General features: G+C 62.4%; 20 protein-coding genes. 10 read left to right on the forward strand and 10 right to left on the reverse strand.

Annotation, left to right across the window (positions count from 1 at the left end; translation table 11 throughout):
- Positions 1-61 precede the first annotated feature (61 nt).
- The 4 genes from VIL88_RS11065 to VIL88_RS11080 all read right to left on the reverse strand — a co-directional run bounded on the left by VIL88_RS11065 (position 62) and on the right by VIL88_RS11080 (position 4,418).
- Complete coding sequence (locus VIL88_RS11065) at positions 62-1,549, reverse strand: PAS domain-containing protein (protein WP_331988747.1); 1,488 nt, start codon at positions 1,547-1,549, stop codon at positions 62-64.
- Positions 1,550-1,649: 100 nt separating this feature from the next.
- Complete coding sequence (locus VIL88_RS11070; RefSeq protein ID WP_331988749.1) at positions 1,650-2,660, reverse strand: DMT family transporter; 1,011 nt, start codon at positions 2,658-2,660, stop codon at positions 1,650-1,652.
- A 144-nt stretch (positions 2,661-2,804) separates the two neighbouring features.
- Positions 2,805-4,115, reverse strand: a complete 1,311-nt coding sequence (locus VIL88_RS11075; RefSeq protein WP_331988751.1) for an erythromycin esterase family protein — start codon at positions 4,113-4,115, stop codon at positions 2,805-2,807.
- Positions 4,116-4,121: 6 nt separating this feature from the next.
- On the reverse strand, positions 4,122-4,418 hold the full coding sequence (locus VIL88_RS11080; protein ID WP_331988753.1) for a DUF2934 domain-containing protein: 297 nt from the start codon (positions 4,416-4,418) through the stop codon (positions 4,122-4,124).
- Between the two features lie 136 nt (positions 4,419-4,554).
- On the opposite strand from VIL88_RS11080, the gene VIL88_RS11085 reads away from it, so the two are divergent.
- Positions 4,555-5,337, forward strand: a complete 783-nt coding sequence (locus tag VIL88_RS11085; RefSeq protein WP_331988755.1) for an SDR family NAD(P)-dependent oxidoreductase — start codon at positions 4,555-4,557, stop codon at positions 5,335-5,337.
- Positions 5,338-5,349: 12 nt separating this feature from the next.
- Here the strand turns inward: VIL88_RS11085 and VIL88_RS11090 are convergent, their stop codons facing one another.
- Positions 5,350-7,503 carry a putative bifunctional diguanylate cyclase/phosphodiesterase gene (locus VIL88_RS11090; RefSeq protein WP_331989318.1) on the reverse strand — a complete coding sequence of 718 codons (2,154 nt, stop codon included), beginning with the start codon at positions 7,501-7,503 and terminating at the stop codon, positions 5,350-5,352.
- 230 nt (positions 7,504-7,733) lie between these two features.
- Between VIL88_RS11090 and VIL88_RS11095 the strand changes: the two genes are divergently transcribed.
- Together VIL88_RS11095 and VIL88_RS11100 are read left to right on the forward strand one after the other, a co-directional pair.
- A complete protein-coding gene (locus VIL88_RS11095) occupies positions 7,734-8,525 on the forward strand; it encodes a transporter substrate-binding domain-containing protein (protein ID WP_331988757.1) in 792 nt (263 codons plus the stop codon).
- 129 nt (positions 8,526-8,654) lie between these two features.
- Complete coding sequence (locus VIL88_RS11100) at positions 8,655-9,290, forward strand: SGNH/GDSL hydrolase family protein (protein WP_331988759.1); 636 nt, start codon at positions 8,655-8,657, stop codon at positions 9,288-9,290.
- Here VIL88_RS11100 and VIL88_RS11105 read toward each other — a convergent pair whose 3' ends face one another.
- Both VIL88_RS11105 and VIL88_RS11110 read right to left on the reverse strand, forming a co-directional pair.
- Positions 9,291-9,794, reverse strand: a complete 504-nt coding sequence (locus tag VIL88_RS11105) for an SH3 domain-containing protein (RefSeq protein ID WP_331988761.1) — start codon at positions 9,792-9,794, stop codon at positions 9,291-9,293.
- A gap of 62 nt (positions 9,795-9,856) precedes the next feature.
- Positions 9,857-10,264 (reverse strand): gamma-glutamylcyclotransferase family protein, encoded by a 408-nt coding sequence (locus tag VIL88_RS11110; RefSeq protein WP_331988763.1) that lies wholly within the window; start codon positions 10,262-10,264, stop codon positions 9,857-9,859.
- A 358-nt stretch (positions 10,265-10,622) separates the two neighbouring features.
- On the opposite strand from VIL88_RS11110, the gene VIL88_RS11115 reads away from it, so the two are divergent.
- The 7 genes from VIL88_RS11115 (at position 10,623) to VIL88_RS11145 (ending at position 14,718) form a co-directional block, all read left to right on the forward strand.
- Positions 10,623-11,354 carry a Crp/Fnr family transcriptional regulator gene (locus VIL88_RS11115; protein ID WP_331988765.1) on the forward strand — a complete coding sequence of 244 codons (732 nt, stop codon included), beginning with the start codon at positions 10,623-10,625 and terminating at the stop codon, positions 11,352-11,354.
- 27 nt (positions 11,355-11,381) lie between these two features.
- Positions 11,382-11,630 (forward strand): DUF6894 family protein, encoded by a 249-nt coding sequence (locus VIL88_RS11120; RefSeq protein ID WP_331988767.1) that lies wholly within the window; start codon positions 11,382-11,384, stop codon positions 11,628-11,630.
- 76 nt (positions 11,631-11,706) lie between these two features.
- On the forward strand, positions 11,707-11,940 hold the full coding sequence (locus tag VIL88_RS11125; protein WP_331988769.1) for a hypothetical protein: 234 nt from the start codon (positions 11,707-11,709) through the stop codon (positions 11,938-11,940).
- A gap of 118 nt (positions 11,941-12,058) precedes the next feature.
- A complete protein-coding gene (locus VIL88_RS11130) occupies positions 12,059-12,235 on the forward strand; it encodes a hypothetical protein (protein WP_331988771.1) in 177 nt (58 codons plus the stop codon).
- A 166-nt stretch (positions 12,236-12,401) separates the two neighbouring features.
- Positions 12,402-13,067: an allophanate hydrolase subunit 1 gene (locus tag VIL88_RS11135; protein WP_331988773.1), complete on the forward strand. Its 666-nt coding sequence runs from the start codon at positions 12,402-12,404 to the stop codon at positions 13,065-13,067.
- On the forward strand, positions 13,064-13,960 hold the full coding sequence (locus tag VIL88_RS11140) for a biotin-dependent carboxyltransferase family protein (RefSeq protein ID WP_331988775.1): 897 nt from the start codon (positions 13,064-13,066) through the stop codon (positions 13,958-13,960). Before VIL88_RS11135 ends, VIL88_RS11140 begins: the two co-directional genes overlap by 4 nt.
- Positions 13,957-14,718: a 5-oxoprolinase subunit PxpA gene (locus VIL88_RS11145; protein WP_331988777.1), complete on the forward strand. Its 762-nt coding sequence runs from the start codon at positions 13,957-13,959 to the stop codon at positions 14,716-14,718. Before VIL88_RS11140 ends, VIL88_RS11145 begins: the two co-directional genes overlap by 4 nt.
- An 81-nt stretch (positions 14,719-14,799) precedes the next feature.
- Here VIL88_RS11145 and VIL88_RS11150 read toward each other — a convergent pair whose 3' ends face one another.
- From VIL88_RS11150 to VIL88_RS11160, 3 genes are read right to left on the reverse strand one after another with little or no spacing between them, the layout of a single operon-like run.
- Entirely contained in the window at positions 14,800-15,570 is a 771-nt protein-coding gene (locus VIL88_RS11150; protein WP_414650131.1) for an ABC transporter ATP-binding protein, read from the reverse strand.
- Complete coding sequence (locus VIL88_RS11155) at positions 15,567-16,334, reverse strand: ABC transporter ATP-binding protein (RefSeq protein ID WP_331988779.1); 768 nt, start codon at positions 16,332-16,334, stop codon at positions 15,567-15,569. The genes VIL88_RS11150 and VIL88_RS11155 overlap by 4 nt, the downstream gene beginning before the upstream one ends.
- 9 nt (positions 16,335-16,343) lie before the next feature.
- A complete protein-coding gene (locus VIL88_RS11160) occupies positions 16,344-17,486 on the reverse strand; it encodes a branched-chain amino acid ABC transporter permease (protein ID WP_331988781.1) in 1,143 nt (380 codons plus the stop codon).
- Position 17,487 lies beyond the last annotated feature (1 nt).

Consider the following 17,487-nt stretch of genomic DNA (forward strand, 5'->3'; position numbering starts at 1 on the left):
TCAGCAGCCGGGCGCTCTTTGCGCGATCAGGCGTGCGGTGTCAAGACGGCTGGACCGTCTGCTATTGTTGCCCCGACGCGTCGCCCGAATAGGCGTCGTAGTTGTCGGTGAGGGCGGTCAGCGGCGCGATGATCTCGTATTTCACCCCATCCGGACGGAAGTCGAGCTTCGCCTCGCCTTTCAGTTCCGCCTGGACGGTTGTCTCTACAATCCGAGTGCCAAAGCCGCGACGCTTGGGTGGAGCGACGGCCGGACCGTCCATTTCGCTCCAGTAGAACCGCAACGTCCCGGGGTCGCCGCTTTCCAGCGTCCAGGTGACCGTGACCGAGCCCCCAGCGACGGACAGGGCACCATATTTGGTGGAGTTGGTGGCGAGTTCATGCAGAGCCAACGAGAGAGTCGAGACGGCCTTGGCGCCGAGCATCACGCGTGGACCGGCGACGCGGATAGTTTCCGAACCGAAGGGTAGCAGGCTCTTGTCGACGACGTCCCGCAGCGTGGCGCTGCTCCAGCCCTCCTGGGTCAGGAGATCCTGGGCACCGGCAAGCGCCTGTACCCGGCCGACGGCGCGCCGCTGCGCATCCTCAAGCGAGTCGGCTGAGCGGATGGACTGGAGGAACACCGCTTGCGCGGTGGCGAGGCTGTTCTTGACGCGGTGGCTGAGTTCACGGGCCAGGAGCTTGCGGTGCTCCTCGGCTTCCTTGCGCTCGGTGATGTCGATGGCGACGCCGGTCATAATTGGCGCGGTGTCAAGTAGTCCGGGAGTCACTTGCCCGCGCAACTCGACCCAACGCCGCTCGTGCTGCGGCGTGCGGATCAGGCATTCAACGATGATTTCGTTGCCGCTTTCGACCGCCTGCTGCACTTCTTCCGTCCAGCGGAGGCGATGAGCCTCGTCCAGCGCCGCCAGCATGTCCTGGTAGCTGATCGCCTCGCCTGGCGCGTGGCCGAAGATGTCCTTGCTCTTGGCGGACAGAACAAGCCGCTCGGTCCCCAGGTCCAGCGTCCAGACGCCCATGCCGGCGGCCTGTAGGATGAAGCGCAGCCGGTTTTCTGCGGCAGAGACATCAAGCATGCGTTGCTCGATTTCGCTCTCGAGCTCGCCATGAGAACTCTGGAGTTCCGTGACGCGATTACGGTCCGGGCTGACGTCGAATTGTGAGGCGAAGAAGTAGGTCAGGGTCCCCGTTTCATCGAAGACCGGGGAAATCAGCAGGCGATTCCAGAAGGTCGTGCCGTCCTTGCGGTAGTTGAGAAGGTCGATCTCGATGGCTTCGCGCCGCGCAATGGCATTGCGGATGCGGGTGACGTCATCGCCATTGGTCGCCGGCCCCTGGAGGAAGCGGCAGTTTTTCCCCAGCACTTCGCCACGTGAATAGCCGGTCAGCCTAGTGAAGGCGTCGTTGAGGAAGACAATTGGGTTGTCCGGCTGGCTGGGATCAGTGATCAGCATCGGCATGCGCGTGGCGCGCACCGCTGCGGCGAAGGGATCGGTCGAAGCCGCACGGTTGTGCAGTTCAAACTCGATACGATCTTCGTCTTCAGTCATGACATGCTCCACCTGAACCGTGCCACTCATAGTCGGAGCTTGGTTCGGGTGGTACTCTTATCTTTTCCTGCTGCTGCGTCACATAGAACGTGGGTATGAATCAGGCCTTCGGTGCTTCACGCGCAACGGCAACAACTACGCCCGCGCCGCCCCGCTCTTCCGGCATGCGAATGCCTGTTTCGCTAAGCTCGTGGAGCCGCCGCATCTTCAAGCGTCTTGAGCGGCGTGCCCGGCTCATAGTCTGCCGCGCCAGCATGAGCTTGGAAATCCGCTCATCCGACAAGACGTTGAGCAGGCCAGCTAGGGCCAGAATGAGGATACCAAAGATCGAGGGTAGGTCGACATATTCACCGTAGAAGATGGCTCCGAGCGAGATCGCCCAAACCATCTGGGTGTATTGCGCCGGCGCGACGTGATTTGCTGGTACGATCCGCGTTGCATTGATGAAAGTCAGGTGCCCCAGCCCACCAAGAACGCCGATAGCCATGAGCACGCCTAATTCGGCAAGCGTTGGCAACTCGAAGCCCGAGACGACCATGCCTATGCCGTTGATCAACAATGAATAGCTGGTGACGACGGTAAAGATGCTGAGGCGATGCTCCCGCGGCGCGAGCGACCGCAGGAGGATGGTGTTGGAGGCCGTGAAGAAGGCACAGGCAAGGGCCGCAAGATGGCCCAATTGCAGGTCGCGAAAGCCAGGCCGCACAACGATCAGGACACCCACGAAGCTCAGCAGCAGCAGCGGCCATCGGCGGCGCGGAATAGCCTCCTTCAGGAGGGCTGCCGAAAGGAGGACAACGAAGATCGGCGCCAGAAAAGCGAGCGAGTAGACGTCAGCAAGCGGCACATGGGTGAAGGCGTAGATGACACAAGCTGAACCCAGAACACCTGAAAGGCCGCGCAGGTTGAGGAGCAGCGGGTTTTGGAAGCAGAGCGCGTCGCTCCACCGTTCCTCGCGCTGCTTGGTGACCACAGCCGGCAGGACGCCGAACAAAGAGATGAAGAAGCCGACTTCAAAGACGCTGAGCGCACCGCCTGTGGACTTGATCAAGGCATCAGCGCAGGAGAATAGCCCATAGGCAAGCAGGGCAAGGAAGACACCGTGAGACATCGTTTCCCGGGTGGTTGCAGCCTGTGCCTGACGCTGTGCATGGGCCTATCGGAAGGAGGAAAGCGGCGGAGACCGCTTCCGAAGGCTGAAAGGCTTCGGCAGCGCTTTTGTTTCCGGGATTAACCCACTTGGTTCTAACGCCAATTAGAGGCCGAACGGGTAGGTTTCCGGCGTACCCTTAGGCGGATCGGAAGGGAGCGGCGTTACCGCTTCCGTGTGGTCGAACCACACGAACCCATCGAACTGCTGATGCAGGACGGCCTTGAAATAGTGGCTCTGCAGTTCGGTGTCCGAACGATAGACGACGCCAATTGCGCGCTCCAGCCGTGGTTCTGCCAAAGCTGCAGAGAGGTCGGGGTCGTTTCGTAGGTCTGTCAACGATGCAGCGTGGCCCGCCTGGTTGAACAGGCTCTCGATGGAACCGCGCCGCGAGGGCACGATCGACATGACTTCCATAGGTTCGTCCCAGTCATCTGCCGCGGCAACGGTGCCGTCGTGGGTGCCAAAGCCGATAGAGACAGCAGCGGCGCCGAACTCCTCCTTGCAGAGCTGGCCGATGTTGAGCTGTCCATCCCACCCCATTTCGGTAGCTGCGGCGTTACCAATGTGGGAGTTGTGCGCCCAGACTACAGCCTTGCTGTCCGGGCCGCGGGCTTGCAGGAGCGTCTGCAGCATGTCGAACATGTGGGTGTCGCGCATGTTCCACGATTGGGTGGAGCCGCGAAACATCAGCCGGTAGTAGCGCTCAGCAGCCTGTACGACCCTAGCATTTTGCGTAGCGTCAAACAGATCCTCAGCACGCCGGCTGGCGAACTGCCGCTGCAAGAGTTCCTGAAGCTGTGCGGTGACGGCGTCTTCGCAGGCGTCGTGCTCACCGGTGAGCACCGCCCGTCCGTACCAGGCAGGTTCTCCCTGAAATGGCGACAGGCACCCATAGCGGCGGCGCGCCAGACGAGCGGCTTCTGGATCTGCCTGGTCAAGGTACCGGAGCACTTCTGAAATCGAGCTGCGGAGCGAGTAAACGTCGAGTCCACGGAACTCCGCCTCATGCCCAGAGGCTTGAGTCTTGTTGTGGCTGCGCAGCCATTCGACGAATTCCGCGAATTCGCGATTGCGCCACATCCAGGTAGGGAAGCGGGCGAAGACGTGCTCGTCGTATTGGCCGCCGGGGCGGTTGCGCACGTAGCGGTCGACTCGGCTGGCATCGGGCCAATCCGCCTCCACGGCGACGATGTTGAAGCCGTGATCTTCGATGAGCCGCCGGGTTATTGCCGCACGGGCACGGTAGAACTCGGAACTCCCGTGGGTGGCCTCGCCCAGCAGCACTACACGGGTCCCACCGAAGCGGGCAAATGGCAGACTGAAGGCGGCCGGATCTTTAAGGTCTGCAAGCGGAACGGCTTTGCCGTGCAGCAGGCGGACGAGGTCAGCGTCTGAAGACAATGCGGCGGTCATGAGAGACTATTCGGACTGCTCGCCACCGGCACTGCCCGTGGGCGCACCAGCCGTTGTGCCGCCACCCGTGCCGATGCTGCCAACAGTCGCAGCGCCGCCCGCTGGTGCCATTCCGCCCGGATGAAGATTGGTGCTGATGCCACCTGGTCCAGAGGTTGGGCGCTGATCGTCGCCTTCGGCTTCCGCCATCATCTCGGCGACGGCGTCCATGTAGTTCTGGAAGTCACGACCCTCAGGACGACCTTCCTTTTCCCAGATCGCATGAGCGCGGCGCTTGATTTCTTCTTCGTCCAGCAAAGCCATTCGATATCTCCTCTTGCGGGCCCAATGCCTCGGAAGGAGACCGGTTCGGCAATATTGCAGGGGTTAACGGTGTCTCGCTTGCATCCGCGGCGCTTCGCTGCCGTTATGCAACCTCGCTCAATCAAGGTAGTAGTCCATGGCCAAGTCCCAGCTCGTCATCCCCGATCTCGCCGGCAAGGCAGTTCTCATTACCGGCGCCTCCACCGGCATCGGGGCCGCTTTGGCCATCGCGTTCGCGGGGCAGGGGGCGCACATTGGTCTGCACTACAACTCGAGCGCGGATGCTGCGGGGCAAGTTGCGCGAGAGATCGAGGCCGCAGGTGCACAGACAAGGCTGGTCAAGGCTGATGCCAACAGCTCGGCCGAGATGAAGCGAGCTGTCGAGGAGACGGCTGCTGCATTTGGCCAGCTGGACGGGCTGATCAACAATGCCGGTGGCATGGTCGCACGCGTGCCCTATGCCGAGATGACCGACGCGCATTACGATGCAGTGATGGACCTGAATGGGCGCTCGGTGCTGGCTGCAAGCACGGCAGCGATACCGCACCTCAAAGCTGCTGGCGGCGGCTTCATCATCAACACTACGTCGATTGCGGCGCGGAACGGCGCCAGCAATGGGGCTGGCATCTATGGTTCGTCCAAGGCGTTCGTCGCCAATGTAACGCGCGGCATGGCCAAGGAGCTCATCGCCTTCAACATCCGGGTGAATGCCGTGGCGCCGGGCGTGATCACCACACCCTTTCACGAACGGTATTCGACGGAAGAGCAGATGAAGGCGATGCTGGCGACGATCCCGCAGGGCCGCCACGGCACCGTAGAGGATGTGGTAGGCGCCTACCTGTTCCTCGCATCTGAAGCCCTCTCGGGCTACATCATTGGCCAAGAAATCGAGGTCAATGGCGGGCAGCTGATGCCATAGGGGACGTGTAGATCAAGCTTGGGCAGCGCGAAGGTGTTGCGGAGGTTGGCGCATGTCCGGGTCGGGAACGGGACGCGAGAAGAGGTAGCCCTGGAGGTCGTTGCAACCAGCCGCGACGAGGAAGTCGCGCTGCCCTTCTGTCTCGACGCCCTCCGCCGTAGTGGCGAGGCCCAGGCTCTGGCTTAGCGCCACGACCGCCGAAACCACCGCCGCCCCGTCGGCTCTGGTGCCGAGCAAGCGAACAAAGGACCGGTCGATCTTGATGCGGTCGATGCCGAACTTGATGAGGTGGCTGAGCGAGGAATAGCCCGTGCCAAAATCGTCGAGGGCGATCTTGACCCCGTGCTGGCGCAAGCGGGCCAGCGTTGCCTCGACCACGGCTTCGTCTCCGTTCATGAGCGCGGTTTCAGTGACTTCCAGCTCGAGGCGAGCAGCGGGCAGGCCAGTCTGGTCCAGAACGTGAAGCACCTCGTCGGCAAACTCGCGGCGGCTTAGCTGGGTGGGGGAGACGTTTACCGAGACAAAGCCATCGTTCTCCCACTCCATCGCCGCGGTGCAGGCGCGCTGCAGCACGAAGTGGCCCAGGTCGTGGATCACACCGGCGTCTTCGGCCAGCGAGATGAAGCGGTCGGGCGTCAGTAGACCGTGCTTCCTGTGCCGCCAGCGCACAAGGGCTTCGGCGCCGGAAACCGGGTTGCCGCCTTCGGCCTTGTGGATGGTCTGGAAGAAAACTTCCAAGCCCTTGCCTGCATCAGCGCTGTTGGTGTCATCGCCTGCAAGCGAGAGACGCAGGTCGGCCTTTAGCTCGTCTCGGAGCTTGGCAGTGGTGTCCATGCTGAGCGTGTATTCGACGCAACGGCCTCGGCCAGCCGACTTGGCCTCGTAAAGGGCCACATCCGCCAGATGGAGCACTTCGCTGACGCTTTGGTCGATGCCACTGATCGTGGTAACGCCGATCGAGCAGCTGATCGTGGCATTTGCCTTCCCATCGAGGAGTGGGAAGGGCCGGCTGAGTTCGGCGATGATGCGATTGCAGAGCTCGATATGCGAGCGGTCGTCCTTGGACCGGTTCGGCAGCAGCAGGGCGAACTCGTCGCCTCCAAGCCGGGCAAGCATGTCCTCGGACGAAAGCAGTCTGGAGATGCGGCCAGCTACCGCCTGGATGAGCTCATCGCCCGCGCCGTGGCCCAGGGTATCGTTTACCGCCTTGAACTTATCGAGATCGACCAGAGCAACCATGGACCGTTTGCTGGTCAGCCGCTGATCAGCGAGGCATGCGGCGAGCCGCTGCGCAAACAGGGCGCGGTTGGGCAGGTCGGTCAGAAAATCATGCAGCGACTGGTGGCGTGCCTTCTGCTCGCTCTCCTTGAGGTCGAACAGCGACTTTCGCAGCAACAGCATGAGGACCGCAAGCAGCGCTGCAATGATCAGTGCCGAGGTGGCCAGGGCAGGAACCAGGCGAACCACCACGCGCGAGCCGGGCAGGTCGGGCGTCCAGATGATGAAGCCGATCGGCTCACGTGTGGCGGTGGCCTCGATCTGGAATGACACTTCATTGCTTTCGGGATCGGACGCGCGGGCAAAGCGCGCGCCATTCAGACCCTGCTCGCGACTGAAGGCATCAAGTGCCGGACCGTCGATATAGCGATAGGCGATGAGAAATAGCGGCCCAGTTTCGGAACCGTCCCGGCTGGGTAGAGCGACCGGCACGACGCCGGCAATCGATGGACGACCCTCGAGCCGCATCAGCTCTACGAGGGCCTGTGATGAATTGGAGCCGGAGGTGCTTGAAACAGCACGCCCCAGCATAGGCATGAGCAGCGGCTTGATCCAGTCGTAGCGTGCAGCCGTCTCGCTGTCGCGGCGCAGCGCCCGCTCTCCGCCCGGCCAGACTACGAAAGCCTGATCGTAGCCGAAGACGGAGGTGATGATATCGGTGAAGCTCTGCGCGTCGAAACTGCTCAGGTTCTGCTGATCGGCGAGGTTAAGGATCGAGCTGGCATAACCTTCTGCCATGAGGCTGAGTTCGGTGGCCACGCTGTCGATCTGGCTGGAGAGGCGGCTTTCAACCAGCTCGCGTTGCCGGTCGAGCGCGGCCATGTCGCTTTCGCGGCTGGCCCAGATGGCTGAGCCGAGCACGAGTGCAAGTGTCGCCAAACCACCCACAGCAATGAGAAAGAGCAGGGTGCCAGAAGATGTCCAGATAGACTTGGGGCGACGCAAGGTTTGGAGCTCGCTGTTTCAATCCACCCACGATCCGCTGAAAGCATTACAATTCTGTTGTCGCCAAACCCAACAAATCTAGCATGTGCGTAAGTTCTGGTTCGGAATTTTGTGCTTTCATCCCGCTTTAGAAGTGCCGCTTACGGCAGTAAAACGCGAAGGGTAACAGCGGAATGACGAATTGGCGCAATGGCTTGGCGCGATTGGCAGTGATTGCAGCCGTGGCGGGATTAGCCACCATTCCTGCTGCAGTGATGGGGCAGGAAACTCCGATCCGCATCGCCGTGGAGGGGAATTTTCCGCCTTTCAACTATCTCGACTCCAATGGCGCTCTGCAGGGGTTCGACGTTGAAATCGCGAACGCCCTTTGCTCGGCGATGTCGGCCGAGTGCGAACTCGTGGTGCAGGAGTGGGACGCCATGATCCCGGGCCTGCTTGCCAAGGAATACGATGCCATTGTCTCCTCCATGTCGATGAGCGATGAGCGGCGCGAAAAGGCGGCCTTCACCGCGCGCTACTACGATAGCCCATCGATCTTCATCACTGACAAGGGATCGAACCTCGCCGCTTTCTCGCCCGAAGATCTGGCTGGCCGCAAGGTTGGTGTGACCCTTGCGACATCTCAGCTTGCCTATGCCGACGAGCTTTATTCAGGCTCCGATATAACGGTTTTCAATTCATCGCCAGAGCTGTACCAGGGGCTCGCCGAAGGTCGGGTCGAGGTGATCCTCGAAGACAAGCTTGCCGCCTATGACTGGCTGACCAATACCAAGGCCGGTCAGTGCTGCGAGTTTCGCGGTGAAGACATCAAGAACCCTACCTTCTTTGGTGACGGAGCCGGTATTGCCGTCCGGAAGGAAGACCGGGAATTGCTCGGTGCGCTCAACACGGCACTTGAGACCATCACGGCGGATGGCACCTACAACCTGATCAATGCCAAGTACTTCCCGTTTAGCATCAGGTGATGAGGCGGCTGAGACGTCCCGGCGATGAAAACCAATCGTGCATCAACGCCGATCACACCAGCTGTTAGCTTGCATTAGCGCGGGAACAACAAAGGGCGCTGCGCACTAGCTCTCTAAAGGAGGCACGAGATGGCAGCGCATGTTGTTCTGGTTGGCGACTCGATCCTGGATAATGGCGCCTATGTCCACCGAGGCGGCGATGTCGCCTCAGTGCTCCGGGATCTGCTGCCTGGTGGCAGCGTTACTCTCCTCGCGCGGGACGGGGCAGTCATTGCGGGCGCGCGCGAACAGCTGCGCGGGGTGCCGTCAGACGCCACTCTCCTGGTGATCAGCGCCGGTGGCAATGACGCCTTGCGGGCAGCGAGCCTGCTGCTGGAGCCGGCACGCTCCGTCGCCGAGGCGCTGGAAAAGGTCCTGGCGGTACGCAAGCGCTTTGCGGAGGATTACCGAATGTTGCTGGACGGGGCGCAGAGCTTCGATCCGCCCACAGCGATCTGCACGATCTACGACGTGCTCCTGCCCGACCTGCAGCAGCGCCGGCTGGCGAACCTGGCGCTTGGCGTGCTCAACGACGTCATCACGCGCGAGGCGGCCAGGCGCCGGCTTCCGCTTATTGACCTTCGGGTGATGTTCGAAAGCGAAGCTCTGTTCGCCAACGCCATCGAACCGTCGGAGCTTGGCAGTCAGGCGATTGCTTCAGCGATTGAAGCCGTGCTCGGACACCAGCATGCAGGGCCGAGCATGATCTACGCTGGTTCTCCCTAGCTACTGGCCCGAGACGAACTGCTTATTGACCCAGCCCTCATAGCCCTCCACCCGCACTTTCTGCCAAGCACCGGTCGCATAGGGGAGGAACGAGATCTCGCACTGGTTTGGCTTCAGAGTCGCCAGGATGCGCGAGGTGCCCGCCGGGAAGGCGCGAAGGTTCAGCACGTCGTTCTTGGCAACACCGGCAACGCAATACCGAGCCGGCGAGACCATGGAAATGAACCGGCTGTTGACCCAGCCGGCATGGTGGCCTGCGTCGACCGGGCACCACGAACCTTGGCAGGCACCTGTAACAACCACGCCGCAACGGGCGTAGGGCAGGGTCGTGACGACCTTCGCCGAGGCTTTGCCAGCTGAGCGCAGGTTCAGCGTGTCGGTGGTCTTGATATTAACGACGCAGTGCTCTTCGCCCTGCACGACCTGGGCTGCTACAGTGCTCACGCCTGCCACGCTCGACAGAGCGGCAAAACAGGCGAGAATCAGAACCTTGAATTGGCGCATGAGAGTCTCCCTTTCCGTCACCTTCGACCAGATCAGATGAATGCTGGCTGAATGTGACCGTATCATCGCTGCCACGGAGGAATAAAACGACTGTCCTGGTAGTCGGACAGGTGGTCGCTATGAAGGGGGTGGAGCCAAGACTCGTCCTTAAAGTAGCAGATCGCCGAATGGCGCTCTCCGCCGCCCACGGGTTCGACCTCCAGCGTGGTACGGAAGCTTCCTGGCGTGCCGACGCTCTCAAGTTCGTCCAGAGTTGGAAGCTGATCCTCGGGAACGTCGAATAGTTCACCACGAACCTGCAGGCCGGTGTCGGGTTGATTGAGCATCACTGGCCCGAAGAAGTCCTGCGCGATGTAGAGCGGGTAGCGAGCCACGGTTTGGTAGTCACCTAGGTAGCTCGTGCCCGCCATGCCTTTGTCAAACAGCGGGAAGCCGCGCTTGAGCGTGCCGTAGATGAAAACTTTAGCCATGTTTATCAAGCGGCACCTGTAGCGGTAACGTCCGCCAAAGCGTCTATAACTTGTCTGCCCTTAGCAGGCTTCACGTGGGCACTCATCAAACACTCCTTCTACTTGAACGAAGGGTGCAACGCCCGGCTCATCGAGCTGTTGCGAATGGTAATGCTAGTCCTTTCAACGCCTTAACATTTGTTAAGGGCGCAAATCTGCCTTGCATGTAGATAGATTCGACTTGTGCGCCGGCCTCGAAACGCTCGTGCCCGCAGGGGGACATGATCCCCCAGGGGAGGCTGTCTGGCGGGCGTCAAGGCCCGGAAACCAAACCAAACCGGGATCGTTAGGCAGCAAAATCAAAGGCAGAAAAACCGCCATGGACGATCACCGCCTGTTCCATCTGTTTCGCCGATTGGACATCCGGGATACACTCAGCGCCGATGAAAAGCAGGCTCTGGCCGAGGCCGCCGGGAACACCGTGCAGTACTCTGCCGGGAGCGACATGTCCTCCGAAGGGGACAGCCCCGACCGGTCGCAACTGCTGATCGGCGGCATGGCCGCACGCTATAACCGGGTGGAAAGCGGCGACCGGCAAATCACCGCGTTTCATATTGCCGGGGACTTCGTCGATCTTCACGGTTTCCTGCTCGCCAGGCTGGACCATGGCGTCTCGGCGGTGACGGATGTGACGGTGGTCGAATTTCCGCATGTGAACCTTACCGCCGTTACTGAACGCTTTCCTCACCTGACGCGGCTCCTGTGGCTGTCGACGCTGCTCGATGGCGCCATCCATCGTCAATGGCTGGTGGCGATGGGGCGCTTGTCGGCGCTGTCCCACATGGCGCATCTGTTCTGCGAGCACTATTTGCGGGCGGACACGGTCGCGCTGGCGGCAGGCATGTCGTTTCCGTTCAACATCACCCAGGAGCAGCTAGCCGATGCCCTTGGCCTGTCGACGGTGCACGTCAACCGCACCATTCAGGAGCTGCGGCGGCTTGGGCTGATCTCCTGGGACGGCCGAACAGTCACCATTCATGACTGGGAGCGGCTGCAGCAGGTGGGGCAGTTCGATCCCACTTTCCTCGATTTGACGCGGAGCCCGCGCTAGCCGTCACCACAACGAAGGTTGGCCCAGATGCCACACTTTTATTTCGACTCCATGGTCGGCGACGAGGCATTCACGGATGACGTGGGGTCCGAGATGGCGGACGAGGCCACGGCCCAGCGGGAGGCGGAAAAGGCACTGGGCGAGATGACCGCCGACGATTTCGCCCATGGACAGCCTCGGATCGCGCAAATCTGGATCCGGGACGACAGGGGCCGCCTGCTCCTCCATCTCGTGAGCAGCCTCGTGGTCTACCGGGCGCCACGCACGAACGACTGACGTACACATCCCGACCGTTGTGCTGCCCGAGGGGTGATGGTAGTGCGTCCCTGGCCGAAACTGCCGAGGGTTGCCCATGAGCCGCAAGGAATTCGATGCATCGCGCATGCGCCGCATGAAGCGCATTGCGGCCCGGCACGGGCTGACCATCCTGACGGACGAGAAGATGAAAGTGCTCGGCAAGCCGGGCGGGCATGCCGTCAGGGATGCAGATTTCCGGGTCGTGTTCGGAAATGTGCCGCAGCCATTCTCGGCGACGCTCGATGAAGTCGAGGTCTATCTCGACAAGCTCGAGGCGGGGGAAGAGTAAGCGCGGGTGCCCTTGATGACAACCGGCCTCGGCGCGCCCTTTGCGCAATTTCCATTATTTATTCTGTAACATGAATCGCAGCACACTGCTTCCATTGGCTAACTTGGAGGCGCGTAACGTGTTCACTCTAATCAACGCCGACGCAGAAGACGACGACGCCGAAATCACCGATCCCCAGGAAATCGCAGAACTCTTTGCTGCCATCGCAGCGGTCGCCATCGAGGCGATCGGTGCCGGGCAGGCGCGGGAACTGTTCGACGCGGTTGTCGAACAGGACGGCCGGGACCCCAACTGACCGCAAGACTGCCCGGCAGGTCAATCTGGCCGGTGTGCCCAGGGCGACATCGGCGCGAAACGAACGGTTTTCCGAGCGGAGCAGAGCCTCCCGCTTATGGACCGGGTTGACTGATCCGTGCGGGTCCATCAGGACTGTGCCAGTTTCCAGCCTTGGAGGCTGCACCGTGGCAGATGTGTCCGGCCCTCTTGCCTATCCCGCTCCGACCCTTGTTCCGCTTGGCGACAGTGCCCTGCTGATCCGCTTTGCCGCGGCATTGGACGAGGTCGCCAATCGCGCCGCCATCGCGCTGGCCCGGCGCCTGGAGGAGGAGCCGGTGCCCGGCGTGGTCGAGATCATGCCCAACTTGGTCTCGGTGCTGTTGCGGTACGATCCGCTGCTGGTTTCCCTTGGCACGGTCGCGGGCGAAGTTCGGCTGCGCCTGTCGGGGCTGAAGGCGGAGACAGGGACGGCGCGCCAGTGGTCGATACCGACCGTTTTTGAAGGTCCTGATCTCGATGAAGTGGCCGATATGCTTGAGCTGGGCAGGGCAGAGTTCGTCGCGGCTCACAACCGGTCGACGCTGCGGGTGCTGGCGACGGGGTTTGCGCCAGGCTTCGTGTATTGCGGCCTTCACGAAGGCCTCACCGTGCCGAGGCGCACCGAAGTGCGGTCACTGGTTCCGGCAGGCAGTGTTCTCTTTGCGGCAGGGCAGACGGCAATCGCCGCGACAGATATGCCCACCGGTTGGCACGTCATCGGACGTACCGATTTCCGCAATTTCGATCCTGCAGCCGACCCGCCGACGCGATTGCATGGCGGTGATAGCGTGCGTTTTGTGGTCGCTCCATGACTGTGTTGCGCATTTCTCGGGCGGGGCCGCTGACCACGATCCAGGACGAGGGACGCTTCGGGCTGCTCCGGCATGGCATTAGTGCCTCCGGCCCGATGGACAGGGGCGCCTTTGCGGCTGCCGGCGCGCTGGCGGGCGGCGGGGCAGGAGGCATCGAGTTCACGGCCGCCGGAATCGAGCTTGTTGTCGGCAGCGGCAGCTGTGTCGCGGGCTTTGCCGGTGGCGGTTTCGTGGCGCGGCACAATGGTCGCGTGGTGGAGTGGAACGGCGCGGTCACGCTCGACGCCGGCGACACGCTGGCGATCACCCCGGGCGCCTGGGGCAATTACGGCTATCTTCGCTTCGACAGGAACATTGCGGTCGAGCCGGTGATGGGGAGTATCGCGACGAACAGCCGGGTTGCCTTGGGCGGGCTGAAGGGCAGGCCTCTGCGCGCCGGGGATGTGCTGGAGCTCGGCGTCCCGGGTCATACTCGCGCGCCCTTGCCGATCCCTCCTTTGGCGGAGGGGCCGGTCCGTTTCACCTGGGGTCTGCAAGCGGATATGTTCTCCCGAGAGCTGCGTTCGCGCTTTGCTGAAGCCAGCTTCACGGTCACGACGCGCATGGATCGCATGGGGGTGCGGCTGGATGATCCCGAGCAGGTCTTTGGCGGGGCGACGGCATTGTCGCTGGTGTCCGATGCCATCGTGCCCGGGGACATTCAGATCCTGGGAGACGGGACGCCGATCGTCCTTATGCGCGATCACCAGCCCACCGGCGGCTATCCCCGTATCGCCACGGTGATCGGTGCCGATCTCGACCGCTTCGCACAGCTTCGGCCAGGTAACCCGGTTGCTTTCCAGCCCGTGTCGTTGGAGCATGCCCAGGCGGCTTTGCGTGGGGGCGGACCATGACGACCATCGACCTGAATGCCGACCTGGGCGAAGGCATGGGTCACGACGAGGACCTACTGGAGATTGTTTCCAGCGCCTCGATCGCCTGTGGTGGCCATGCGGGGGACGCAGCCACGATCCGGCACATCCTCAAATACTGCAAGGCGCGGGGCGTGCGGGCCGGCGCCCATCCCGGCTATGCCGATCCGAAACGCTTCGGGCGCTTTCGCGTGGTCATGCCGCTCGATCAGCTCCTGGCGCAGATACGCAGCCAGCTGTTCCTGGTGCGGTTCATTGCGGATGAGGTCGGAGTCCCGCTCGCCTATGTGAAACTGCATGGGGCGCTAGCCAACCAGACAGCGGAGGAACTCGCTTTTGCTGTCGGGATTTTTGCCGCCATCCAGGCCATGAACCCAAAGATGGCGGTGCTGGCGCTCGACAACAGCCAGCAGGTGCGTGCGGCCAAGGCGGTGGGCATGCCGCTGATCCGCGAGGCCTATGCCGACCGGGCCTATACGGCCGATGGGCTGCTGGTGCCGCGTTCGGCAGAGGGCGCCGTGATCCATGACAGCGACGCGGTGATCGCGCGCTGCCTGCGGCTGGCCAAGGCCGGCGAGATCGTTGCGGTGGACGGAACGGTTCTGAAATCGAGCGCGCGCTCGATCTGCATCCACGGCGATACGCCCGGAGCGGTCGACCTGGCGCGGGATATCCGCCATGCGCTGGAGGACGAGGGAATTACCATCGGTGCCGTGGCGCCCGACGCGGCGGCGGGCTAGTTCGCACGGTTTGCATATCCTGAACCTCCCGGCAGGAGAGGTTGATCGGCACTATGCCTTGGGCCGGGAGGTTCAGAATGGCTAGATCGCCAAGTATTCCTGGCGAAGGTCGGCATTGTCGAGCACTTCCTGAGCCGTGCCGGCGAAGGCGACTTCGCCAGTGTCCAGGATCACCGCACGGTCGGCGAGCTTGAGGGCCGCCACGGCATTCTGTTCGACAATGATGGTGGTGATGCCCAGCGGCTTGATCGAATGGAGAATGCGCTCGATCTCCTGCACGATGACCGGAGCCAGGCCCTCATAGGGCTCGTCCAGCAGAAGGAGCTTCAGGTCGCGGGCGAGGGCGCGGGCGATGGCCAGCATTTGCTGCTCGCCGCCGGAAAGGGTGACGCCCTCCTGCTTGCGGCGCTCGGCCAGGCGGGGAAAGCTCTGGTAGATCTGGTCGAGGCCCCAGCCATTGCTCGGCGCGACCTTGGCCAGGGTGAGGTTTTCCTCCACCGTCAGCCCCGCGATGATGCGGCGGTCTTCCGGCACCAGCTGGATGCCGGCACGCGCCGCCTCGAAGCTTTTCATCTGGTGGATGGGCTGACCATCCAGCCAGATTTCGCCGCCGCGCATCTGCGGCGTATCGGTGCGGGCGATGGTGCGCAGGGTCGAGGTCTTGCCGGCGCCATTGCGGCCGAGAAGGGCAAGGATTTCGCCCTTGCGGACATCGAGCGACACGCCCTGCACGATATAGCTCTCGCCGTAAAAGGCGTGCACATCCCGCACCGAAAAAAACGGCCGCGTCGTCTCGATGGTGGCGGCGGCGGTGCCGCTTGCCGCATGCGCGTCCATGGTCACAGCACTCATTCGTGGCCTCCACCGAGATAGGCTTCCTGAACCTTAGGATTGCCGCGCACCTGGTCGGGCGTGCCATCGGCGATGATGCGCCCCTGGGCTAGGACGGAGATCTTGTCGGCCAGCGAGAAGACCACATGCATGTCGTGCTCGATGATCACCTTGGTCATGCCGCGGCTCTTGATCTTCTTGAGGAGGTCGATGGTGGTGTTGGTGTCGTGGCGAGACATGCCGGCGGTCGGTTCGTCGAGCAGCAGGAGGCGCGGATGCTGGACCAGGCACATGGCCAGCTCCATCCGGCGCTTGTCGCCACGGCTGAGGCTACCGGCCACCATGTCCCGGCGGGGATGCATGCCGACGTCCTCTAACATGTCCTCGGCCTCCTGCCGGATGGCGGTCTCGCTATCGAGGCCGCGCAGCATGTTGAGCTTGAAGGCGCCGTCACGCTTGGCGAGGGCGGGGATCATCACATTGTGCAAGACCGATAGGTCGGCAAAGATCTCGGGCGTCTGGAAGACGCGGGCGATGCCGAGCTGGTTGATCTGGTAGGGCTTGCGGCCGGTGAGGAGGGCACCATCGAAGGTGACCTGACCGCTCGACGGCGCCAGCTTGCCGATGATGACGTTGAGCAGGGTGGACTTGCCGGCACCATTGGGGCCGATGATGGCATGGGTCTGTCCCTCCTCGACCTGCAGGTCGATATCGGCCAGGGCATGGAGGCCGCCGAACCGCTTGTGAACGTCAGCGACATGGAGGACGACATTGGGATTGCTCATGTGCGCGTCCTATTCTGCGGGTTGAACGTGAGGCGCGGGCTTGCCCGACTTGTCGTGGCGGGATCGCCCGCCGAGGCTGGCGAGGCGCCGCACCCCCTCCATGATGCCGCCGGGCAGGAAGACCACGATCAGGACGAAGACCAGGCCGAGCGTGAGGAACCAGCCTTCGCCGACGAACTTGCCGGCAATGGCGACCAGGGCGTTGTCGACACCATCAGGAAGAAAGTCGAAGAAGCGGCGCAGCATGGAGTCGTTGATGGCGGAGAAGATGTTCTCGAAGTACTTGATCAGCCAGGCGCCGATTACCGGACCCACCAGCGTGCCGGCACCGCCAAGAATGGTCATCAGCACCACTTCGCCCGACGCCGTCCACTGCATGCGCTCGGCGCCGGCGAGAGGATCGGTAACCGCCAGCAGCGCACCGGCGAGGCCGGCATACATGCCGGAGATGACGAAGGCCGCCAGCGTATAGGGCTTGGTGTTGAAGCCGGTATAGTTCATGCGGGTCTGGTTGGACTTGATACCCTTGAGCATCATGCCGAAGGGCGAGTTGGTGATGCGCTGGGCGATGAAGAAGGCCAGGATCAGGAAGCCGGCGCAGAAGTAGAAGCCGGCGAAGCCTCCCAGCGATTGGCCAAGCAGGGTAGGTACCGGCTGCCCGACAAAACCTTGCCCGGTCGCTGCATCGAGGTAGCGGGGATCGTTGAGGGTCAGCTGCAGCCCGGTCTCGCCATTGGTGATCGGCGTCAGGACGGAATAGGCCAGGTTGTAGCTCATCTGGGCGAAGGCCAGGGTCAGGATCGAGAAGTAGATGCCCGAGCGCCGCAGGCTGACATAGCCGATAACGAGGGCGAAGAGGCCCGAGACCAGCACAGCAAAGAGCATGGCGGGAATGGCATCGAGGCTAAGGAGCTTGAACGACCAGACCGCGGCATAGGAACCGACGCCGAAAAAGGCGGCATGGCCGAAGCTCAGATAGCCGGTCAGTCCGAAGAGGATGTTGAAACCGACGGCGAAGATGCCAAAGATCATGAAGCGCTGCAGGAGGTCCGGATAGGCGGCGCCGAAGGGCTGCAGCCATATGGGCATGGCAAGGACGGCCACGGTGAAGCCCAGGAACAGCAGCAGGTCGTTGCGTGAGGTCGCGCGCATG

The organism is Devosia sp., assembly GCF_036563435.1.
Lineage (GTDB): Bacteria > Pseudomonadota > Alphaproteobacteria > Rhizobiales > Devosiaceae > Devosia.